Annotated in this window: 13 protein-coding genes; 3 read left to right on the top strand and 10 right to left on the bottom strand. The window is 65.5% G+C overall.

What is annotated here, in order from left to right; genetic code table 11:
• Positions 1-147: 147 nt before the first annotated feature.
• Both OVA24_RS17980 and OVA24_RS17975 read right to left on the bottom strand, forming a co-directional pair.
• On the bottom strand, positions 148-768 hold the full coding sequence (locus OVA24_RS17980; RefSeq protein WP_267671500.1) for a hypothetical protein: 621 nt from the start codon (positions 766-768) through the stop codon (positions 148-150).
• A gap of 35 nt (positions 769-803) precedes the next feature.
• The gene (locus OVA24_RS17975) at positions 804-1,160 is read right to left on the bottom strand and encodes a ferredoxin (protein ID WP_267671499.1); all 357 of its coding nucleotides are present in this window, start codon (positions 1,158-1,160) and stop codon (positions 804-806) included.
• A 528-nt stretch (positions 1,161-1,688) separates the two neighbouring features.
• Here OVA24_RS17975 and OVA24_RS17970 point away from each other — a divergent pair.
• Positions 1,689-2,750, top strand: coding sequence for a hypothetical protein (locus OVA24_RS17970; protein WP_267671498.1), 1,062 nt, complete (start codon positions 1,689-1,691; stop codon positions 2,748-2,750).
• Positions 2,751-3,111: 361 nt separating this feature from the next.
• Here the strand turns inward: OVA24_RS17970 and OVA24_RS17965 are convergent, their stop codons facing one another.
• The gene (locus OVA24_RS17965) at positions 3,112-5,091 is read right to left on the bottom strand and encodes an FAD-dependent oxidoreductase (protein ID WP_267671497.1); all 1,980 of its coding nucleotides are present in this window, start codon (positions 5,089-5,091) and stop codon (positions 3,112-3,114) included.
• A 153-nt stretch (positions 5,092-5,244) separates the two neighbouring features.
• On the opposite strand from OVA24_RS17965, the gene OVA24_RS17960 reads away from it, so the two are divergent.
• Complete coding sequence (locus OVA24_RS17960; protein ID WP_267671496.1) at positions 5,245-5,634, top strand: hypothetical protein; 390 nt, start codon at positions 5,245-5,247, stop codon at positions 5,632-5,634.
• Positions 5,635-5,650: 16 nt separating this feature from the next.
• On the opposite strand, the gene OVA24_RS17955 is transcribed toward OVA24_RS17960, so the two are convergent.
• A complete protein-coding gene (locus OVA24_RS17955) occupies positions 5,651-7,702 on the bottom strand; it encodes a beta strand repeat-containing protein (RefSeq protein ID WP_267671495.1) in 2,052 nt (683 codons plus the stop codon).
• 264 nt (positions 7,703-7,966) lie between these two features.
• On the opposite strand from OVA24_RS17955, the gene OVA24_RS17950 reads away from it, so the two are divergent.
• Positions 7,967-9,271 (top strand): alpha-amylase family protein, encoded by a 1,305-nt coding sequence (locus tag OVA24_RS17950; protein ID WP_267671494.1) that lies wholly within the window; start codon positions 7,967-7,969, stop codon positions 9,269-9,271.
• 257 nt (positions 9,272-9,528) lie between these two features.
• On the opposite strand, the gene OVA24_RS17945 is transcribed toward OVA24_RS17950, so the two are convergent.
• From OVA24_RS17945 to OVA24_RS17920, 6 genes are all read right to left on the bottom strand, one after another.
• Entirely contained in the window at positions 9,529-10,206 is a 678-nt protein-coding gene (locus tag OVA24_RS17945; protein ID WP_267671493.1) for a hypothetical protein, read from the bottom strand.
• Positions 10,207-10,277: 71 nt separating this feature from the next.
• Positions 10,278-10,811 (bottom strand): hypothetical protein, encoded by a 534-nt coding sequence (locus OVA24_RS17940; RefSeq protein WP_267671492.1) that lies wholly within the window; start codon positions 10,809-10,811, stop codon positions 10,278-10,280.
• Positions 10,811-18,991 carry a hypothetical protein gene (locus OVA24_RS17935; RefSeq protein WP_267671491.1) on the bottom strand — a complete coding sequence of 2,727 codons (8,181 nt, stop codon included), beginning with the start codon at positions 18,989-18,991 and terminating at the stop codon, positions 10,811-10,813. Before OVA24_RS17935 ends, OVA24_RS17940 begins: the two co-directional genes overlap by 1 nt.
• A gap of 32 nt (positions 18,992-19,023) precedes the next feature.
• Positions 19,024-20,376: a tail fiber protein gene (locus tag OVA24_RS17930; RefSeq protein ID WP_267671490.1), complete on the bottom strand. Its 1,353-nt coding sequence runs from the start codon at positions 20,374-20,376 to the stop codon at positions 19,024-19,026.
• A gap of 55 nt (positions 20,377-20,431) precedes the next feature.
• Positions 20,432-22,102 (bottom strand): hypothetical protein, encoded by a 1,671-nt coding sequence (locus OVA24_RS17925; RefSeq protein WP_267671489.1) that lies wholly within the window; start codon positions 22,100-22,102, stop codon positions 20,432-20,434.
• A complete protein-coding gene (locus OVA24_RS17920; RefSeq protein WP_267671488.1) occupies positions 22,099-23,052 on the bottom strand; it encodes a hypothetical protein in 954 nt (317 codons plus the stop codon). The genes OVA24_RS17925 and OVA24_RS17920 overlap by 4 nt, the downstream gene beginning before the upstream one ends.
• Positions 23,053-23,210: the final 158 nt, after the last annotated feature.

Genomic DNA, 23,210 nt, shown 5'->3' with positions numbered 1-23,210 from the left:
GGAGCTCGTGGGAGCTTCGGCCAGGGTGGATCCCCCATCTCACTTTGCCTTGATCCGCAGATCCTCCAGCGGGATGATACCCGCGTCGCGCCGGGCGCGGAGGCCACTCCCTCCGTTTGTTTCCCGGTTGTGCGGGCGGGGATGCGGCTATGGGCGGTGGATGCCGGAGAGGTTTTTCAGTTCCGCGTTGGAAGGCAGGGCGCGGGAAAGGCAGGAAATGATGGCGGTCTTCCCTTCATGGGAGATGCCGGCTCCTCCGCGCTCCCCGGCTTTTCCGTCAACCACCGTCCAAGCCCGCATGTCCTTGCATGAAAAGCACCACAGCGTGTCCAGGTGCCTGCCCTCCCTGGAGAACCGGATGAGGACCAGCGGCTCGAACAAACATGCCGAGGGGTTCCGGTAGGTGCTGACGGAGCCGACGATGTGGAGGAGCGGTTGCCGCAGGTCGGCCGGCGGTTCCACCCCTTCTTTCCGGAAGGCGTGGGAGCCATGGAGCAGGTGGAGGTTGGGGTCCTGCTTTCCACGGAACCGTTCATGGAGGGTGATGGTATCCGGGGCTTCGAGGATCCATGGCGCCGTGTCGCCCATGAACACATCATCAATGGTGGTTCCGGGCTCCAGCAACCATTGTTCCGGAGTGTCCCGATGCAGGTAGCCGGGGGATGGTTCCCCTTTCTCCCGGCCCCTGCAAATGAACCACGTGATGGCCGATGCCAGGATGGCGGAGATCAGCGGCGGAACCATGGAACGGACGCGGAGCGGGATCATTTGGAGAGGGGAAGGGAGCTGCGGTGGGGGGCGGGTTACCAGAACCGCCACCACGGTCTTCTGTTTCCCCCGCAATGACGGCACACCGGCTTTTTGGCGAGGCCCGTCCGCCATGCGGGAAGGGGCTGGAGGTCCGTGTCCGGCCACTCAAACTCGTCGCCGTCCGCGAAGATGGCTTCGCAGGGGCAGCCTTCCATCGCCTCGTTGGCTTGGGCGAACTCCTCCGCCGTCTGTGGTTGCTTCATCACGAAGGAGTGCCCATTCGAGTCCTTCCGCCGGAAGACGGTGGGGGCGGTTTCCCGGCACAGGTCGCAGTCCAGGCACTGATCGTCCACGTAGTACTTCCCGGGAACGTTGTCGGGGAGCCGGTGATCGAAGTTTGCGGCGGGCATGAAAGGGGGATTCCAGCAACGTCGGGCGGTATCCGCAAGAAGCGAAGCAAGGAAAGGGCCGGTCAGGTTTGGGCCGATTCGCCCTGCCATGGGGTAAAAAGCAAACCGGCAGAGTAGCGGGGGGACTTCTCTGCCGGTTGTCGCGTCCGGGGGGATCGCTTGTTTTCGGGGGGATGTTGTCGGCGTTTCCGGTCGGGGGGCGTCCGTCGCGCTGACGAGAAGACCATGTCACAAAACCGGACGCATCGGCATTACGCGGTCGCGTAGGTGAGGTGTCAGTTCATGGACCGGACGGGCGGATTCGTGGGGAAAGGCTACGATGCGGGGCGCTGGGGGCGCCGGTCTCCAGACCGGCGTCTTCATCTTCACCCGGTCGTGGGTGGGCCACCGTCAGGCGGGCGGCCAATTTTGCGTTCCACCCCTTTACGCAATGCACGGCGCAATTTGTGGTGCGGGCGGTATGTGTGGAAAACCTTATGCTTGAAGGGATTTCCGGAACGGTATGCGTGATGCGACGGATACATCGTCATGAAAGCTCCAAACAGCAGAACCTTCCTTTCCGCCATCTTTGCCAGCTCGCTGGTGATCTCCGGTCTCATGGCACAGACCACGCCGCAGCGTCCGGCACCCACGCCGCCGACCAACCCTCCACCGGCCCCGGCGACTCCGGCCCCCACCCGCCCGGCTCCGCAAACGCCGAAGCCGACCCCGGCCACCCCGGCTCCAACGCGTCCGGCTCCGCAGACCCCGAGGCCGACGCCCGCACCTCCGGCACCCACGACTCCCCAGCCTCCGCCACCTGCTCCTGCCCCCGCACCGGCTCCGGGAACACCCGGCCAGCCGAACGGCCCCGCCCTTCCAGGACAGCCGACGACACCGGCACCCGGCCAGCCCGTGACTCCGCCCGCCCCCACCACGCCCGGCGCGCCGGATCGTGGAAATGGCAACGCGAATGGCGCGATGAATGGCAACGCGTCCGGCGGAAGCAACCAAGGCACCGGAAATGCCGGGACGCGAAATGTGCCGGCCGGCCCGGCCAATGATGGGGATCCCACCACCAACCCCACTCGCGGCAGCGGGCTGAACTCCACCGTTCCCGGAACGGCTGGCACTCCCAGCCGTGGTAATGCGAGGGGAAATGCCGACTACCGCGGCGGCAAGACCAACTCCGACACCAAGGGCACGCAAGGGACCGGCAGCCGCAACAGCGCGGGACCGAATGCCGGTGCCCAGGGAGCGGCGAACCGCAGGGCCTCCGGTGTCCAGCAAGGTTCCAGCTCCAACTCCAACACCCAGGGAACCGCCGGGGGCGCGAATTCCGGGAATCCGAACATGAGTGGTTCCAACGGCCAGAATGGCAACAATACGGGGAACCAAGGAGGTAACACCACGGGTGGCCAGAATGGCAGCAACGCCAATGGACAGAACGGCAACAACTCCGGTGGCGGCTCCGGTGGTGGCTCCGGTGGTGGCTCCGGTGGTGGCTCCGGTGGTGGCTCCGGTGGTGGCTCCGGTGGTGGCTCCGGTGGTGGCTCCGGTGGTGGCGGTGGCGGTGGCGGTGGCGGTGGCGGTGGCGGTGGCGGAAACTAGCCGACCGCTGGGAGCGCTGGTCTTCAGACCGGCGTCTTCATCCGGTGGCGAAGTAATTGCCCCACCAAACCGGTCCGCCTTTCAGCTACGGCGGATCGGGCCGATCCGCCCTGGGGGGATAAAAGCAAACCGGCAGAGTAGCGGGGGGACTTCTCTGCCGGTTGTCGCGTCCGGGGGGATCGCTTGTTTTCGGGGGGATGTTGTCGGCGTTTCCGGTCGGGGGGCGTCCGTCGCGCTGACGAGAAGACCATGTCACAAAACCGGACGTACCGGGATTACGCGGTCGCGTAGGTGAGGTGTTAGTTCGTGGAGTGAACGGGCGGATTCGTGGGCATTTCCCTCCCGCCACGGATCGCGCGTCTCATTTCGCTGGGGACCATCGCACCGCGTCCGCGATCACATGGCCGTTGGTGCCCTTGTTGGAGATGGTGAGGCTGGAGGTTTTTCCCGCCTTGAACGGACCGGAGTGGATCTTCACCCAGCCGCCTTTGTTGCGCTGGTCCACCTTCACGGAGACCTCGCCGTTGGCGCCGGTGATGGTCACCGGCACGTTGGTCGCGCGGTTGCCGGTCTTCCGCCAGGTCAGATAGACGTCGTAGTTGCCGTCCTTCGGAAGATCCGGGGTGTAGGTGATGGACTTGCTTCCCTTGTCCTTGTCCGCGTCGTGCAGGTAGTTGCCGGAGGTCGCTTCGTTCCACGTTCCGGTTTTCACGGCGGCGGTGTCATCCACCTCGATGCCGTCCGGCGCGGCGGCGGTCTCCTCCGCACTGAGCGGCGGTGCGTCCCACTTGAGGATCTGGCCGTCCTCCAGCAGGCGCCCGGCCAGCTTCGCGTAGTCCACCTTCTGGACGGAGGTGTTGCCGTCGATGGCGAGGGACGCCGCCGTCGCGGCGGACTGTCCCAGGATCATGAAGACCGGCTCCATGCGGATGGAGCCGTAGGCGATGTGGGAGGAGGAAAGGCAGACGCTGACCAGCAGGTTCGCGCACTCGCTTTCCTTCGGGACGATGCTGCGGTAGCTGATGGGGTAGGGACGGGGGACGCGGACCTGGACGTCCCCCTCGTTGCGCACCGCGCCGTCGATGACGACGCGCTGGCAGTTGTGGGAGTCCATGGTGTAGGCGGCCAGTCCGATGGAGTCCGGTACGACGTTCGCGCTGCGGCAATCATGCTCCGTCATCACATGCTCGGAGATCATGCGGCGGCCCTCGCGGACGTAGAGTTCGTGCGGGAAGCCGCCGGTCTCCGGAAACTCACCGGGCATCAGGCCGAACGCCTTCATCCGGTTGCGGACGCCTTCCGGGACCTCCGGATCGTTGGTGGCGAAGTAGGCCAGCCCCTTCTGGTAGTTCACGTGGTCCTGGAAGATCTTTTCCCGCGTCTGATAGTCCGCCTCCGGCCATGCGTAGTTCGCGCCGATGTGGTCGGTGGAAAAGCCGCCGACGTTGTTGCAGTCCCCGTTGCGGAGCCTGAACGGGGCGGGTGGCGTTTTGGTGGTCTTCAGGTAGCGCTCATACAGGGCGAAGCGGCCGCGGTCATAGCCGTCCGGCTTGGGGAAAGGCAGGCGGTCCGGTCCGTCCCAGAGCTGGAAGCGGAAGTTGTAGGCCTGGATCTTCTTGTCGCCCTCCCCGGCCTTTCCGGGATCGGCCGCGGAAATGCCGGGCAGCAGGCCGCTGGCGGGATCCCCCGGCTTCAGATACGGGTCCACCTTCACGTTGAAGTTGTGCGCGTTCCTGAACTGGATGCCGTTGATGGTTTCCCCGTAGGTCGCGTTCGATTCCCGGCCCACATGATAGGAGACACCGGCCTTCGCGAACAGATCCCCCTCATAGGTGGAGTCCACGAACATCTTCGCCTTCACGCTGTTGCCGTTTTCGAAGGAAATGGACGTGATCCGGTTCCCTTTCTTCACCACGTCCTTCAAACGGTGTTCATAGTAGATCTCCACACCGGCCTTCTCCAGGAAATGCAGGAAGGCGGACTCCGCCTGGGATGGCCGGAACCCCGCCGTCATGCCGATCTTCCCATACACCTCGTTGGCGAATCCGCCGACCGCCTTGCGGTTGCCGATGTCCGTGGCGGTGAGGCCGCCGGACGTCATCCCGCCGACGTGGCGGCGCATGACCACCAGCACCGCCTTCTTTCCCATGCGCGCGGCCTGGACCGCTGCGGAGACACCGCCCGGCGTTCCACCATAGACGCAGACGTCCGCCCCGATGACCTGCGCGGGGTTCGCGGCGGGCACGGGGTAGTAGTACTTCAGACCGGGGTTTGGTGTCCGGGGTGCGGCGGACAACGGGGCCGCCAGCATGGCGGTGCAGAGGATGAGAGGAAATTTCATGGATCGCAGGAAGTGGGCTTTTCGGGCATCGGCTCCATGGATGTATTAGCCGGAACCCGTGGGATCTGACGGGAGAATTTCCGGAAACCTCCTCGGGGGGGAAAGATACGCAAGCTTGCCGTACAGGCCGCGAGGGCGTCTCCTTCCCGTTCCATGAAACATCCGGTCAAGTGGCTCATTGCGCTGAACATCCTCACCCTCGTCATCACGCTGGTGATGTTCGCCGTGGGGTTCGCGGCAAATACCATGACATACAAGATGGAGAGAGATCTCCTCAATGCTTCTGTCACCGAGGTGAGTGCGAAAATGGAAAAGAGGATCGGGAAATCCTACACCGCGGACTTGCACGAGTCCGTAATCGCATTCATGGAATCGGGGGAGAAGGTGATGGTTTCGTCCGTCGGGACCATGAGATCCTTCACAACCGCAATGTTCCAAAGCGGCGCATGGATCTTCCTCATCAGCCTGACGAATCTCCTCCTGCTCTGGAAAACGAAGCGCGTCTATGATACGGCGGCGGCCCTCCGCCCGCCCGAGCCATGAATGACCGGCGGTCCGCTCACTTCCTGCGGCGGCGCAGGACGAGGGCGGCGCCACCGGCCAGCAGCAGTGCGGACGTGCCCGCCTCCGGAACGGCGGTGAGCGTAAGCACGCCGTCCGCTTCGTTGAAGCTCCACATCCTGCCCTGGTCATCCAGCGTCCATGTTCCGTCGGTGCGGGTGAAATCCCCGGCGGTGCTGGTGATGCGCAGGCCGTTCCAGTCGATGGAGCCGGTCGCATCCACGAGGGTCCATTCATTTCCAGCGGCGATGCCGGCGGCGGCGAGGTTCAGGTGGAGGATGCCGTTGAGGTTGACGGTGCCCTCGCCGGAGATCTGGTTGCTGTCACCGTTCGCGCCGACGTTGAAGAGATACGTGCCCAGCAGGCTGAAGGTGGCCCCGGAGGCGACGGTGGTGGAGCCGCCGCCATTCAGCGCGCCGCCGTCCGCGACGACGAAGGTTCCGGCATTCACGGCGGTGCTGCCGGTGTAGGTGTTCAGTCCGGTGAAGGTCACCGTGTTCGCGCCCAGCTTCTGGAAGTCTAGGTTGCCCGTCACCACGCCGGAGAAACTGCGGGCGGTGGTGCTTCCACCGGAGTTCAGGGTGAAGGTGCTGCGGGTGGCGGCGGTGTTGGTGATCTCATGGTTCGCGCTCGCCGTGCTGACGGCGACGGAAAGGTGGGAGACGGTTTCATTGAAACCGTTCAGGTCGAGCCGCTGGCGGAGCGAGCCGGACACACCGTGGCCGAACACCAGCCCGGCGGTATCCTGGATGCGTTCCGAAGCACCGAGTTTCACGACGCCTTGGAAAAGCCTCAGCTCCGCTCCGGTGTAGGCCCCCTGCAGGGTCACCACCGTATTGTCGAAGTCCGCGCCCACGGTGGTGTCGCTGCCTTCGTTGCGGATGCCCAGCGAGACCGCCGAGCCGTCGATGTCTCCGGAAAGGATCAGGTTGCCGCCCGTGCGTGCGCCGACCCGGGTATCACCGGAGCCATCACCGGTGGCGAGGGTGATGGCGCCCGCCCAGGTGACGGTGGTGTTGCCGGCGGCCTGCAGCGCGCCGTAGTTGCCTTCCCCGCCGGTGCCGATGATGCTGATGGATTCACCGGTCACGGTCACGCCGTTCGCCAGGACGACGCGCGCCTGGTTGGAGACGCGGGTGGTGTTGCCGGTGCCGGTGGCCCCGAGCGCGGTATTGTTGCTGACGACCAAGCCGCCCGCGGACACCTGGGTCAGGCCGGTGTAGCTGTTCGCGCCGCTGAGGGTGAAGTTGCCGGCGCTGGTCTTGTTGATCCCGCCCACGCCGGAGAGCGCCTCACCGAGGGTCACGCTGTGGGCGATGTTGAAGGTGGTCGTGTTCTGCAGCTCCCAGGTGACGTTGGTCCGGTCCGCCCAGTTCGCATTGAAGCGGGACGCCACCGTGCCGCCGTTGAGCAGCACGCGGTGGGTTCCGGAGGAGCTGGTCGAGTTGAAGTTGCCGACGGAGAGCGTGCCGCCGTTGAGTTGGATCGTCCCGTTGGCGGTGCCGGTGCCTGCGGCCTGGCTCTGAAAATTGATGGCGCTGACCTCGAACGCTCCGGAGTCGATGCGGAGGAGGGAGGTGCCGGTGTTGTACACCAGCTCGAAGTTGCCATCCACATTCCGGTAGCTGCCGCCGGTGATGTAGAGGTTTCCGCTGCCGCCGTTGACGGACATGCCATCGGTCGCGGCGGTGCCGATGAAGGTGCCGCCGCTGATCTCCATGTGGCCCTCCACGGAGTTGCCGATGAGGAGCGTGCGGTTGGAATTTCCGACGGTGAAGGTGGTGTCGCCCTGCGCGGCGGAGTAGATCAGACGGTTCGCGTAGGTGACCACGTTGCCGCTGGTGCCGATCTGGATGCGGGTGGAACCGCTGGCACCTCCGGTCGCCGGAGGTGTGCCTCCCACCCAGCTCGTTGCGGTCGTCCAGTCATTGCCGGGACCCTTCCAGGTGAACTCCGCGCCTTGCGCGAACATGGCGGTGGCCATGAAGGTGAGCGTCGGCGGCAGATGGCTCCACGGCCGGGATGGGGAGAAATGACGGAGTCCTTTCATGGGGAAAACGGATGGGGATTTTGAAGGGAGCGGACGGGTGGAGACGCGGCTCCACGCCATCGTGGCGGATCAAAGGGGGGACGGGGCTGGGGTTGGATTTTTGCGTGTCCCTGCGGGAGGATGGTGGCGGTGGCCGGATAAGTCCAGCGATTCCGGCCCACGGTCTGGCGGCGGAGGAGGGATCGGGGCCTGTATTCGGTGAATGTCGGCTGCTTTTCGGTCATTCCGGAAGCCGCAGGGCGGAGGCGGCGTATGGGGGCGGCGATGCCTCGTTTCACCCGCCTGTTGCTGCCTTTCCTCCCGTTGGTCACCTTGGTTCTTCCGTCGTCCGCGACCGTTCATGCGGAGGGTGCATCCGGAAAATGGAGCATCGGAAAGCCCATCACCACCTACTGGGGCGGGCCGGGCTATCCGGGCGGCGTGCCGCTGGATGATGCCACCGCCGGGAGGCTGGCGCAGGGTGGATGGAACCTGGTCTGGTGCCATGAGCGGGAGCTGGATGTCGCCCACCGCCACGGACTGCGGGCGCATCTCCACCACCCGGTGCTCATGCGGCTGGACGTGCTGGACAACCCGCAGGCAAAGGCGGAGCTGGACGCCCTCATCACCCGGGTGAAGGACCACCCCGCGCTGTATTCCTACCACCTGACCGATGAGCCGGACGCGGGCAAATTCCCCAGGCTCGGCAGGATCGTGGCGTATCTGAGGGAGCAGGATCCCGGCACGCTGGCCTACATCAACCTGCTGCCCACCTACGCCAGCAACGCGCAACTGGGGACGGAGGGGGACAAGGTCACCGCCTACCAGAAGCACCTCGACCAGTATGTGGACACGGTGAAGCCGGATCTCATCAGCTATGACCACTACCAGTTCACGCGCAGCGGGGATGCGGGCGACTATTTCCTCAACCTCGGGTTGATCCGGAGAAAGGCGCTGGCGGCGGGCGTCCCTTTCCTGAACATCGTCCAGTCCAGCTCCTGGGTGCCGGGGGAGGCGGCGTCCCCGCACTCACCACGGGTCCCCGGGCCGGATGAGCTGAGGTTCCTGGTGAACACCTCGCTGGCCTATGGCGCGCAGGGGATCTCCTACTACATCTACTCCCACCGCACGCACGAGGGCGGGATGGTGGACCAGCAGGGAAACACCACCGCGCTCCATGATGAGGCGTCCGTGGCGAACCCCGCGTTCATTTCCATCGCCGGGGAACTGCGGACGCTTTCCTCGCTGGGTGCGTATCATTGCGGCATGAAGCCCAACGGCACCGAGATGCTGGCGGCGGACGCGCCCTTCCGGCTGGATCCACCGCTGGCGGAAAAGGAAATGAAACCCGGGGAGCGGGCATGCGGCGTGGTGCTGGGCTTCTTCGGTGCGAAGGGGGCGCCCATCACGGAGGCGTCCCACGTCATGGTGGTGAACCTGGACTACCGGGAGGACATCTCCGTCACGCTCGCGGGGCCGGGTGCAATGGAGGTCTTCGATGGAACCTCGGGCAAATGGTCCGCTGCGGGTGGGAAAAGCCTGCCGTTGGATCTGAAGAAAGGCGGAGGAAAACTCCTGCGGGTGAGATGACACGGCGGCCTCCCCGCGCTGCCATGGGGGGATAAAAGCAAACCGGCAGAGTAGCGGGGGTACTTCTCTGCCGGTTGTCGCGTTCGGGGGGATCGCTTGGTTTCGGGGGGATGTTGTCGGCGTTTCCGGTCGGGGGGCGTCCGTCGCGCTGACGAGAAAACCATGTCACAAAACCGGACGCATCGGCATTACGCGGTCGCGTAGTCCGGGTGTCGGTTCATGGATCGAACGGGCGGATTCGTGGGCATTTCCCTCCCTCAAGGGGTGACCTGTCTCATTTCGCCGGGGACCAGCGCACGGCGGCGGTATGCGCCGAGGGTGAGCAATCCTCCGGCGATCAGCGCTGCGGACGGTTCCGGAACTGCGGCGGTGACGCCGAAGTTGTCGAGTTGTCCGCCGCTGCCACCGGAGAACTGGAACTGGATGGTCTGGCCATCCTCAAGCTGCAGCGCGGAGATGTCCCGAGAGAAATCCTGGTACGCCGTCGTCAGCGAAACAGCGGGGAGATCGGTGAAGCCACCGGTCGTTCCGAAGCGGTAGCTGATCACCAGCGTCGTCGCGCTGGGAAGCGACGCTCCGTCGAACAGCAGCTTGTCGAGCGCGACGGTGGAACCGGAGTTGTTGGCGAGTTCCATGATGGGATACCAGCCGGTGAAGGTGGAGACGTAGCCGTTGCCAACGCCGGGAGTGCTGACGTCCACGGTGATACCGCCATAGGTCTGGTCGGTGGAGCCGCCGGTCGCGGTCTTGTTGATGCCGGTGGTGGGATTGTAGAAACCGGAGAATCCCGGAGCCAGGTAGTTGCTGCCGGAGCCTCCATTCTGGACGGTCGTGTCGCCGGTGAAGCTGTGGAAGCCGATGAGCAGGGCGCCGGAGGCGGAGCCGCATGGAATGAGGGCGGAAATGGCGAGCAGTGGGAGCAACCGTTGGTTCATGGGTGGGTGATTCGTTTTGGGGTAGGGATGGAAAAAGTCTGTCGAAGGTCAGGGGGATGGATGGCGGAGCATCATTGGCCGTAGGCCTTTGAGAAGCCCCGGCCGTGGTCGGAGACGTAGAGGAGATTTCCGTCGGCGTGGTAGCGCAGGGTCATCCCCTGCACCGGATGCTGGAGGACCTCCCCTCCGGTGATCCGGAACCACGCAGGGGCGGAAATGTCCGCGGGAAGCTGGGGCTTCGGGCTGCCCGTCGGGATGAGTCCGAACCTCAAAGGATCCCGCAGATCCTGGAGCAGCGCGGCGCTGGGGTGGACCTTGATGAACCACGCCCAGCGGCTGACTCCATCGTCACCGGCGGACTCGACCCGCACCGCATCGACGATCCGGTCGTCGGCGGACGGGTGCCGCCAGAAGGCCTTGCTGAAGACGTCCTCCGCAGGCCAGTCCGCGCGTACGCTCTCACCGGGGCGCGGGACCAGGCTGCGGGTGGCCGGGTCTTTCTTCCCATCCCCTTGGCCGTCTTTCCGCGGATACAAGGCCAGCCCGGCACCGAGCACCGCCACGGCGGCGGTAATGCCCGCCAGGATCCTCAGGCCGGTCTTCATCAGTTGCCGGAGTGGGAGTAGGTGCGGAGGAACAACTGGAGGTCGGAGACGCTGCGGACGAATCGGTCGAGCGCGTCGTCCTCCTTGTTGAGCATGGTGTAGGCCGGGATGACGATCTTCCACTGGCTGTTCCACGCGCTGCGGCCAACCAACCTGCTGTTGGTGAACTCACCGGGGATGGAGCTGTAGAAGAAGGCCGGGTCGTTGACGGGGCGGAACGCCTGGTGCTTCCGTGTGATCCACAGCTTTTCATTGAGCGTGCCCTGCGGGGTGAAGAACTGGGTGGAGGCGAAGTCGTTCCGCCCGAGGTCGAACGGCAGCGGGATCGCCTGGTCCTTCACCGCCCATGAGCGTGCCTCCGCGGTGTCCCCCAGCGGCGGGGAGAGCATGGTGTCCACCCCGGCGGGGATGAGGTAGACATACGGCGTGGCGGCCAGCGCGTTGGGGTCGGAACTGGCCGGTCCTCCGGCGCCCGGAGTGCCGATGGCGAACGGGTCCATGCCGATGTAGCCCTTCATCACCACCCCGGCGGAGTAGATCTTCGTGGCGAAGTTCGACGCGGTGAAGGAGTGGTCGCCGGACGCCAGCGGGAAGCCGAAGAAGTTCTTGCCGTGGGCGATGGTGGTGCTGAACGGGATGACGATCCCCGGGACGGCGGATCCGTCCGGCTTGCGGATGTTGAGGCAGTATTCCGAGACGTCCGGGTCGTTGAGGACGTTGCTCATGATGTGCTGCTCCAGCACCTGGCGCCAGGTCTTGTCATCCTCCGTGGTGGCGGCGTCCGTGCGGATGCGGAAAAGTTCCTGCCGCAGGGAGAACAGCGTGCCGTTCTGGTCCGGGTTGTTGATGCCCAGGCGGGACTTCACGGCGGACCAGTCGCTCTGCAGGCGCGCCTGGAGGAAGGCCAGCCCGCCGTCGCCGGTGGTGCCTGTCGTGGCGATGGGCACGCCGAGCTTGAAGTCACCCAGCGAGCGGGTGCCGACCACGCCGTTGATGACGGACTTTCCTGCGTCCGTGCCGAGCAGGCCGGTCTCGTAGTCGTAGCTCTGGACGGTGAGGTAGGTGTACTGCGCGGCCAGGTCGAAGAGCGCCTGGTATTGCGACAGCTCCTCGTTGCGCAGGGCGCGGTAGGTCATGTCGCGGGTGCGGTAGCCCTGGATGACGGCGGCGGCACGCTGGCGGAAGATCTCGCGCTCGCCGAGGATCTGGTTCGACTTCGCGACGACGCGGGAGACTTCCTCCGTGGCCTTCTGCAGCTCGCCGATGCGGCGGGCCAGCTCGAAGCGCTGGGTGAGCACCCTGTTCAGCAGGCGCTCGAACTCCACGACGTGGCGCTTGTCCTCGTTGCTCCAGTCATACTGGGTGTAGAAGTCGTCGGCCTCCGCGGAGAGGTTTTCCGCGGCGGCCTCCAGGTAGCCGACGGTGTTTTCGAAGGCGAGGGCGGACAGTCCCTGCGCGTAGGCGGAGGTGGCCCCGGTGTAGATCGACAGGCTCCGTGCGACCGAGGTGGCGTCGAAGGAAAGCCCCGCCGTGGTGGGGAATGCCTCCGCCGTCGCGTCGGAGATGGCGGTGATGAACTCGGAGCTGAGCTCCAGCAGCGCCGCGGAGTTCGTCAGGCTGGAGGAAGCGGTCAGGTAGGCGGCCGCCTGGTCCAGCTTCTCCGCCGCACCTTCGTTGGCGTCGTCGTAGGCCGTGCGGAACTCGGTGAAGAGCTGGTAGTCGCGGTTGAACTGGCGCATCAGCGCGTCCAGCGTGTCCGCGGCCTCACGGGCGTTGACCTGTGCCTGATAGACGTCGAGCAACGCGCGCTGGACCGCCCCTGGCTGGCTGCGGGAGCCGTAGCCGGACGGAGCGAACTGCGTGATGCGGTCCGGCGCGAGCGTGTAGCTGCGCTCCGTGAACTGGAGCGGGTCGTTGATCTTGTCATAGACATTGTCGAGCGACCACTCCTTGAACGGGTTCATCTCCTTCGGCTCGCGGACGGTGATGGTGACCGTGCTGCCGGTGTCCACCAGGGTGGATGGCTGGTTGATGAAATGGTAGTGGTAGAGGTCCGGTCCGGCATAGCCCTGTTCATAGAGCTTGCCCGGGCCGACGTCCCCCGGATACGGCGTGCCGAACAGCTCGATGAGCTGGTATTCGTAGGCCCGCTCCTGGTTGTCCACCGCCGTGTTGTATTCGTCGAGCGACTTGCCCTGGTTGCGCAGCAGGCGGTTCATCACGCTGGCCTGGTCGAACGCGGCCTTCGCGTTGAGGCTGGCCTGCAGCGCGCGCTGGTAGACCTGCTCGTAGTGGGACTGTCCGGATTTCAGCGCGGCGGGGGAGATGTCGAAGGCGATGGCGCCCTTCGCCAGTCCCAGCGGGTTGAGGTGGGCGCACTGGGCGTCCAGCGTGGCCTGGATGGCACCGGCGCTGGAGACGATCTCGGAGATCTCCGGCACGGTGGTGCGGTCGATGATCTGGATGCCGGTGTGCTGCGGGTTGGTGTCCTTGTCCGGGAGCATCGCGTTGGCGTTGACCCAGTGGAAGTACGCTCCCTGGCCCGCCCTGGAGGCCCACTCATCGGTGCCCCAGTGGCGGTTGGCACCGGTGTTCGGGTTGTTCTTGCCGTCGCGCTGGTGCGCCCAGCCGTCGGCGGGGTCGTCATGGTAGCTGGCCCGCGCGGTCAGGTCGAGGATGCGCGCGCCGGTGCGGGCGACGTTCGCGGCGGCGGCGGCGAATTTCCGCTCGTCCTGGTAGTCCACCTGCACCGTCTGTCCCAGCACGTTCACCGACTCGCTGCGCGGGGTCCAGGTGAAGTTGGGGGAGGTCAGGAGCTTGTAGTAGCCGGTCAGTGCGGTGAGGTAGTGGCCGTAGGAGTCGCCGTGGCCCTGCGGGAACATGTGCTGCGCGTCCTCCGCGTCCAGCGTGCCGTCCGCGGTGGGGGAGCCGGACTTTTCGCGGATGTCATAGTTCACCGCGTAGATGGACTCCCCGGAGGCGATGCCGTTGATGTAGTTCCAGAAAAGCCGGTTGTAGGTGGGGGCGGAGCCCACGCCCGGGCTGAGGAAATCATCACGTCCCCTCAGCATGGCGAGTTCCTCCTCGATCAGCGAAGGAACCTGCCCTTCGAAGGAGAACCGCGAGCTGTTCATCTGGGAGGAACCCGCGTCGCCGTCGATGGCGATGGTCGGGTTGTCCGCGTCGTCGGACGCCTCGTTGCCCAGCGTGATGTAGAGGTCGTTGAGGTAACCGGCGGCGAGCAGCAGGGTGTCGTTGGTGGCCGGGTCGTCGTATCCGGCGTCGATGGAAAGGTTCTTCGCCCGGTTGAGGAGGGTCTCATAGATCTCGATGAGGCCGTAGTCGTTGATGTTCTCCATGTTCAGCGCGACGTCGCCTTCCCAGCGGGTGCCTGCCTGGGTGAGGATGGAGACATCCGTGGAGACCGGGTTGTTGAACAGGTCATCCGTCCGTTGGTTGAACGGGTTGATGCCGTCCAGCGCGCGCTTGATCCAGCTCTCGACCAGCTTCGGCGTCATCCAGCGGCTCCAGTTGGTGCCGGCGACGTTGGTGACGCCGGTCTTCGGGCGGTAGCGCACGGTGAAGTAGTTGTCGCTGAAGACCAGCAGCGGGTTGCCCAGCGGGGAGTCCGCGGAGCCACCGACGACCACCGTGTTGAGGAGCGTGCCGTTGGGCTTGGTCCATGGGGAGCCGGACGCCGTGACGTGGTCCGTCTCGACGGAGGCATCGAGGCGGAAGTTGACGGAGGAGGTGGCGTTCGCGTTCGCGGAGGTGAACAGCGCCACCTCGATGCGGTTCGTTCCGACGGAGAAAAACGAAGGATCGACATTGTATTGGAGCGTCAGCCCGCTGGAGGAAAGGCCGGTGCTGGGATCCACGGAGGACACTCCCGCGGGAGGGGCGGTGCCGGCGGGCAGGCGCGAGGCCAGCGCCGGGGTGCCGTTCACGTAGAGGATGAAACCATCGTGCGTTCCCAGCTCCGCGCTGAAGACCAGCTTGCCCGGGACGGTGCCGGAAAGGGTGACACCGGAGACGGACTTCGCCACCGTGGCCGGGTAGCCGGATGCCGCGTTGTAGGAGGAATCCCGGATCGCGAACGTGCGGGGGAATTCATACTGCGTGGCGGGATAGGTGGCTGGCAGCGGGGCGGAGGGATTCGCCGCCAGATACCAGGAGCGGGAGCTGGTGTCGCCCAGCACCGTGGACATGGAGTAGGTGTAGACCGGCGGCTGGACCCCGTCCTGCGGGGGAGCGTAGCGCCACTCGAACTCGTAGTTCGAGGGACTCGCGGCGAAGTCACCGCTGTGCTGGAGGGAGCTTTGTTCATCCAGCGGGTTCGATGCGGCCAGCGCCTTCAGGTCGCCCGTATAGAGCTGCGGGACGACACGGATGATGGAGACCGTGACGGGCTCGCCCTCCGGGGTGAAGGCCCGGCCGTTTCCGAACAGCAGGGAAACATAGCCGGAGCCTGCGCCGGTGGCGGTGAGGGCGTAGCTGTCCACCGCGGTTTCCGGGCTGGTGATGGCCGCCAGCGAGGTGCCGCCGACGGTGACCGTCTTCGAGGCATCCACGATGTAGGTGCCCGCCTTGGCCGGATCCTCCTTGAACGTCTCCACCTTCGTCGAAAGGTTGTCCACGGCGTTGTACCACGCCTGTGCGTCGCTGTCCGTGGCACTGACGAGCTTCTTGAGGGAGCTGACGTCTTCCGCGCTCAGCGTGTTCAGCAGCAGGTAGTCCTCGCCGGAGATTTCATCGACGAACTGTCCGTTCAGGACCAGCCCGCCGATGGTGCCGAGCGTGGGGTCGAAATAGAACCGCTGCTGGAGGTGGGGCGGCAGGAGCTGGAAGTAGGTCTTGCCCGAATTGGCGGTGGTGGCGATGGATGAAGGGATCTTCGTCAGGCCGACACCGGCGGCATCCAGCAGGACGGACTTCGCGCGGGTGGGGTCATGCAGCGTCACGCTGGTGGCGGTGGTTCCCGTCTGGGCGATCGAGCGCTGGTAGAGGACGTTCGCACTGGTCTGGCCGCGCACGGCCGGGAGGCCATGGTTGGGCAGGGTGAGCGTTTCACCCACACTCATGGTGGGGGCGTCATCCGGCCACTGCGGGCGGTAGTTCACGGTCAGGGAGGTGCCGGTCACGGCATCCCCGTCATAGCCGCCGCCCTGGTTCTTCGGGCGGAGATAGGGAAGCACGGTGCCCACGGCAGGCTGGGTGTTTTTTCCCGGGATGAAGAAACCGTCCCGCATGGTGTAGTACCACTGCATGCCCAGCGCGGGCGTCGGCTGGGAAAGACGGATCCAGTCGATCTCGAAGGTCCTGCCGGTGGCGGAGACAGGATCAACACGCAGGTCGGTGATCGTTTTGCCGGCCCAGCTAGCGGAGGTGGATAGCGGGAAGTTGAGAACCTGCCAGTCGCCATTTCCGGTGTAGTTCACACCGAAAACCTGGTTGTTGGAGCCGAAACCGACATGTTCGACGGTCGCCCAGAAGAGCTGGACACCGCCGTTGGTGGAGGCTTTGAAGCGGATCTGGATGTTCGGCACGCTGTTGCCAGGGAAGTGGGGGCCTCCGCTGCTCCAGAAGTAGGCGTCGCCATCGAGGGTGGCGGTTCCGCGGTAGCTGCCACCGCTCACGCTGGCGGAGCCGATGTCGTGGCTGCCGGTCCAGTAGCCCATCGAGCCGTTGTTGAACTCGGTGTTGAAGGCGGTGCCGCTGGCGGCGAGCCCGGAGGAACCGTAGTCCGTGTGCGGGCCGCGGTAGACCCAGTCGTAGCCCTTGCGGTCCTTGAAGGTGAACTTCGAGTAGTCCGCGGGAGAACCGTCGGCCGCCGCGTCCGGCGGATAGACGTCCGCGTCCGGGGTGACTTCGGTGTTGCGGGAGAGACCGGTGGAGGCATCCACCGGGAGCGGCAGGCGCGGCAGCGGCATCGGGGAGTTGATGATGGTGCCCGCGGTGATCGCGTAGTCGAAGGTATGCTCCGCGTCTTCCCGCACCACGTTCCACGCGGCGATGGACGGCCGGTTGTCGGTGGGGTCGGTGTATTCGATCAGGACCCGCGGCTGGGAGGTGAAGCCTGCGGTGGTGGTGACGTTCAGGTCGTCACGCATCGCGTAGGCGCGGCCGCCCAGCATCAGGGCGTGTTCCTCGTTCGGGTTGAAGCCCGGCTTGGTCGAGTCATTCTGGACGTAGATGAACCCGGAGTTCTGGGCCACGGAAAGGTCACCGGTGCCGGAGTTGGACGCGAGCACGATGGTCGGGTCGTCCGTCTTGTAGGCGACGTTGTATCTGCCGACCTTCGAGGGAGTGTAGAAGTCGGAGAACTGGGACGATGGCGCGGAGACTTTCTTGAACCACCAGACGGTGATCTGGTTCCCGGCGTCCGGCAGCGCGTTCACCGGGATGATCGCCCCGGTCTGCGCGGCGGAGATCCCGGCTGCGAACGGATCCTTGTAGGCGGATGGGGAATACGCCGCGCCTCCGGCGATGTAGCCGGCGGTGGTGTAGTCCGCGGATGGTGGATCGATCCGCTGGCCGACGTAGGCGGTGCCGGTGAGGGCCGCGCCGCCGTCGCCTTCCTGGAAGCCGGTGCGGGTTTCCGCCTGGGTCATCAGGCGGACATACCAGACCGCGCCGTTGTCGCCGGTGAACTTGAGCAGGGCGCGGTTGAGCTGGTCTCCGCCGAGTCCGACGAGGAGGCGCTGGCTGACCGCATCGATGGCGGCCTCATCCTGTTCCTCGTCATCCTGGAAGATCAGGGCGGGGATTTTCCCACCCTCGAACTTCAGGCCGGTGCCGTTGTCCAGCGAGCTGCCGCTGCCACCCACGGTATAGTGGGCGAAGGAGGAAACATCCGTTGGCCAGACCTGGATGTACTTGTGCAGGTACTTCGGCCAGTCCAGCAGGATGCCGGCGGAAGTCGCGGTGAGCGGAGGGATGGCGGCGTCCATGGACTCCAGCCAGTAGAAGACCACCCGGTCCTCGATGGTGTTCTCCCGCTCCGCGTAGTAGGCGAGTGAGCCGTCCGGACGGGTGGTGCTGCCGTAGCTGGAGGAATCGTTGCTGGAAACCGGCAGGGCGGTCAGCTTCTTGTCATCGAGCGCGGGGCGGATTTCCTCGCCGAGCTGGACCGTGAGCGTGGTCGCATTGGCCGCTTGCGAAACCTCGACGATGTCCGCGCCGAGAAACTCATGGGTACCATCCGGACCCACCGGCCCCAGATACTCCACGAAGATGCGTCCGGAGACGTTGTAGGCATGCAGCTCACCCACGCCGTTGTTTTTCTCGAACCACACGGTGCGGAGTTCGGCTGCGGGCGACGCGTTGGGGTCCGCAGGCGGGGAATCCCCCGGGACGGTATATTCGGTGGATACCGTGGGCGGGAAGACATTGCTGTACACCGGATTGACGGTGACCACCTTCCCGCCGGGAACGGTCACGCGCGGGCCGTTGAAACCTTTCTCCGTCCAGTAGAGCGTGCGGACGGGATTCGAGGTGGCGGAGGAAACGGCGAAGGTTTCCTTGATCAGCACGTAGTTGTTCGACGCATCCGGCAGGCGGGAGCGCCACCAGATCTGCACCTGGCCGGGCTGGTTGGCGAAGACCGCCTTCGCGTGCGGGCTGTAGTAGAAGGACTCCAGCACGCCCGTGTCGAGCGTGGGGACGATCACGCCACCCGTGTTCGGGATGGCGGCTCCGGAGGCATCCTTCAACGCCGCGCCGGAGGGATTGGTGATGATCTCACCCGGGCGCACCGGCTCCGCGCGCCAGAAGTCGGCCGCTGGCGTCACCATCGCGCCGCTCGATGAAACATAGGTGAGCGGAGCGATCATCTTGTCGCCCAGGAAATAGCGCGGCACGCCGGACGCGAAGGTCGTCCCGATGCTGGCGCGCTGGAGCACGATGGAAGATGTGGAGGGGTAGCGCGCCGTGAGCGTCGTTGAGTTCGACCGGGGTCCCGCGGAGCCGGAGGTCTCGACGACGTTGGAGAACTGCGGGGTGATGGCGGGGTTGCCCGTGGGAGTCCCCGCGTGGCCCACCGGAATGCCTCCGGAGCGCACGCTGAGTTCATTGTAGACGCCTCCCTTGATCTCATACTGGGCGTGAAGCGCGCCCGCACAGAGCAGCGGGAGCACGCCCAGGAGCGGCAGGTTGCGCAGGAAGCCGGAGTAACGGTTCATGACGGTTTGGGAAGGGGCCGATGACCGGGGCTTCAGAATTTGATGATGTAGTTGACGTTGGCGTTGATCGGCCGGGTTTCGTTTCCGCCCCGGGCGGCGGACGTACGGGTGATTTCATAGCCGCGGTTGTCACCGTCGGTGTCTCCGGAACCCCGGTTGCTTGGCAAGGTGACGGTGCCGTTGTATTCGGAGTGGTAGATGTCCTGGTAGTCGTGGGAGTGGAACAGGAATTCGTGACCCTGGACGGATCCCACGGCGTCACCGGCCGCGCCGCCGGGGTTCATCGCGGTCCGGGAACCGCGGTCGGGGTCACGAGCAGCGTTTCCGTCGCGGCCGCGCAGGAAGCGGCCGCGGAAGTCCGGCACGTTGAAGGTGGAACTGTTGTTGCCATAACCGAAGCGGTTGCCCACGACGCTGTAGAGGTCCGCGTAGCCGGAGCGGCTCACGGCGGCACCGTTGCACATCAGCCAGCCTGCGGGGGCGGTGTCACCCGCGTAGGCAATGATGGTGCCGGGTGGGCAGAGCGACTGTTTCACCGCATCGACCAGCTTGTTGAGATCAACGGAACCGGCGGCGATTTTGCCGTTGGAGATCGCGCCATCGGCGATGTCCTCGTTGAGAATGGAGGAGTCCGCGATCTTCACGGAGTTGACGGACTCATTGGCGATCTTGGCGTTGGTGACCTGGTTGTTGCCGATGTCCGCGGTGGCGATGGTGTTGTCCGCGATCTTGTCGGTGGTGACGGCGTTCGCGGCGATGCGGTCGTTGGTGATGGCACCGGTGGCGATCCTGTCCGTGGTGATGGCACCGGTGGCGATCTTTGCCGTGGTGATGTTAGAGTCCGCGATCTTCACCGTGGTCACCTGGTTGCTGCCGATCTTGTTGGTGGTGACGGAGGTGTCCGCCAGCATGTTGGTGGAGAGGGAGCCATCGACGACGGAATCCGCGACCGCGGCGCGGAAGGAGTAGGCGGCGGAGACGAGCTGCTGGCGCGGCGCGATTTCCGGATCCGCGGCGGCGGTCCCGTCATCGACGGTGACACCCAGGTAGATGTTGCCGTTCATGATCGAGGGAAGCGTGATGTAGGGTGTCACCGCGGGTGCGCTGGGTCCCCTGAAGGTGCTGACGCCCGTTCCGTTTCCGAGCAGCACGCTGAACTCGCCCGCGGAGATGGTCACCGTCTGCGCCTCCGCATAGACCGGGGTGCCACCGGTGCTGGTGGAGTAGAACTTGAAGGTCATCGTCCGGTTGACCGGTGCGGAGGAACCGATGAGGACCCCGGCGGCATCACTCACGCGGCCCTGGTAGCTCATGAGGATGGGCGTGTTGCCGAAGGAAAGGGCGGCGGTGGCGGCGAGGAAAAGGGAGGCAAAGGGAATTTTCATGAGGGTGGATGGGATGGGGAAGCAGGGATGCAGGCGGGAACGGGGCGGTGGGAGATCAGTTGAGGTCGATGTCGGCGATTTCGGAGACGCGGCGGAAGGTGAAGGTGCCGCCCACCGTGAGCGGGTTCTTGTTCACCCCGGAGATGGTTTCGGAATAGGTGCCGCCGTATATCGTGGTGCCCCAGCCGGTGATGGAGGAACCGTCCGGCGGGGAGGCGGTGAAGGTGAAGGTGATGTCGCGGGTGATGTCGTAGCTCTCCACTCCGGCATTGAGGCGTGCCATGCGCGCGTCCTTGTTGTCGTGGTCCGGGTGGTAGGAGTGGACGAAGGGGTTGGTGGCATCGTCATAGGGGATGGTGACGGTGTGCCGCAGGGTGGAGCCGGCGGCGAAGGAACCGGTGCCGGGGATGGCGCGGTCCAGCGGCATCTGGCTGGACACCAGCCGCAGCGCCTCCGCCTTGCGGTCGGCCTGCAGGGATGACTCGCGGATGCAGATGCCCGGCGCGTTCCCCGCCGATGCCAGCGGTCCGACGAATGCCTGCGACAGGAGGCGTGCGGTGCCGGAGGCGTCCACATGGACATTCATCCGCAGCGGGAACGGACGGGCCGTGGTGTTGCCGGGGCTGCCCGCCACGGTGCTGTTCACGGTGGAGACGTCCACCTGGCCGACCCACAGGCCGGCGGGGGACGCGGTCTGCGCGCTGACGGGCAGCAGCACGTCGCTCAGCCCCGCGGAGTCCTTCACCCGCAGGAACGAGGCGAAGTGGGAGTCCGGCGTGCCGTTGAGCTGGCTGCGGTCGATGCCGAAGTCCACATTGACCCGTCCGGAGGCGGGGACGGAGACGGTGAATGAACCGGATACCGGAGTGTCCGAGTAGCTCCCGGTCGTGCTGTCAAAGATCCTCCGGGTCAGCGGCACGCCGCCGGAGATGCCGGGCTGGCCGGACGGCGCGGACTCGGACGCCTCCGTGGAAAAGGTCAGGGTGAGCGCGTTGGTGGAGCGGTTCATCACCCCCAGGGTGATGACGTTCCCGGTGCGGCCGAAGGCGACACCATCCGTCCCCGGCAGCTCGTATTCCACCGGCGCGGTGAAATTTCCGACCGTCGCCGCCTCGAACCAGTAGGCGGTGTTGCGGTTCAGGCGCTCGGAGGATGCGGAGATCTGGAGCGGGTTGGCGCTGCCCAGGTCCCCGCCGATGTATTTGTAGATCTTCGACGGCGCGGTGGTCGCGGCGGGGAAGCTGGCGAAGTAGGAGGAAAGGACAGGCGGGGAGGAGGCATTGGCGGGGAAGCCCAGGAAGTTCGCCCCGGTGACCAGCCAGGTGGCGCTGGGCGGCAGGGGCCGCTGCGGGATGGAGACGGTGGTGGTGGTGGCCGCGTCACCGCTGCACCGCACCAGATAGGCGGACTGGCCGACCATGGCGGTCAGCTTCTGCTCCCCGCTGTCATTGCGGTTCCAGATGGTCCACTCACTGCTGGTGGCATACGGCTGGGACGGGGAGGTGGTGAACTCCACCGCGTCCGGGTTCGGGTTCCAGCGCCACACTTCCAGCACCGCGGGATACCCGGCGAACAACTGGGACGGCGTGGCGTGGGTGGCGTCGCCATGGAGGTAGATGGCGTTCCACCCGCCCTTGAGCGTGTAGGTTTCCGTCTTCCACTGGGCGTGCAGGGAGGCGGTGGAAAGGAGGCAGCCGGCGGCGGCGAGGACGGTGGGGCTTTTCATCGGACGCGGACGCGGTAGTAGGTGGATTTGGCGGAATCCGCCGGGGTGTAGATGTGGGTCAGATCGGAGCCGGTGGCACGCAGGCTGGTCTGGGCGGCGGGTGGGCTGTCGGGGCTGAAGGCGTCCGTCGGATACTCCGGGGCGTTTGATGTCTCCGGGTCGTCCGTCCCGCTGTCCATGTCGTGGTCCGGATTGCTCAGGTAGAGGGGGACGGCGGTCCAGGCCACAAGGTCCGTGGAGGACTCCAGCGTGTAGGTTTTTCCGTAAATGGAGTGGAACGACAGCCGCAGGCTGCGCGGGAACCGCGCGGTGATGCGCATGGTGAGGAAATCCGTCGGGTCCGCGGCATAGGTTCCGGCCAGGTATTCCTGCCAGTTGGAGAGACCGTCGCCGTCCAGGTCACCGTTGCGGTCGAGCTTGGAGAGGTCCCAGCCATCCTCGCCGGGCAGGTGCCCGCCGGCGTAGAGCTGGCTTTCCTCCCACGCGTCCGGGATGCCGTCGCCGTCCGCATCCACGCCCAGCGTCAGATCCAGCCGGATCCTTTCCCCCGGCTTCCCGACCGTGCGGGTGGTGGACATCTCCATGGGGTGATAGACGACGTCGTGCAGCACCACGCCGAGGGTGAAGACGTTCCCGGTGTTGTTGGCCAGGGAGGTGTAGCTCTGCGTGCCGTTGCGCAGCATGTCCATCCGCAGGCGGATCTGGTAGTTCTGGTCCGGCTGGTCCGTCTCCGTGATGGTCTCGCTGAGGAACTCCGTGCCGTTCTTGTAGAATACCACCCGCGCGCCATCCACCCGCAGCGTCTGCCCGTTCTCATCCCTCACCATCCCGTAGAGGGTGTGGAAGGGCGCCGGCGGAAACGCGGATGCGGCCGTGACGGTGGCGGCCAGAACAACAAGGGTCCGGCTGCGGATGCCGGAAACAAAGGAAAGGTTGGATATCAACGGCACAACCGATGTCGATATGCCCGGACAATCAGGAAAGGCACGCCGCCTTTGACGAAAGCGGCAGAACTTTTCATGAATGCGGCACCGTGCCGGAGTAATGCGGAGTTTCTGTTAGAGGGGGGAGCGTGAGAGGGCGGAGCGTAGGGGGCTGGAGATCGTGG

It is taken from the genome of Luteolibacter sp. SL250 (genome assembly GCF_026625605.1).
GTDB lineage: Bacteria > Verrucomicrobiota > Verrucomicrobiia > Verrucomicrobiales > Akkermansiaceae > Luteolibacter.
This window is presented reverse-complemented; position numbering and strand designations above follow the sequence as displayed.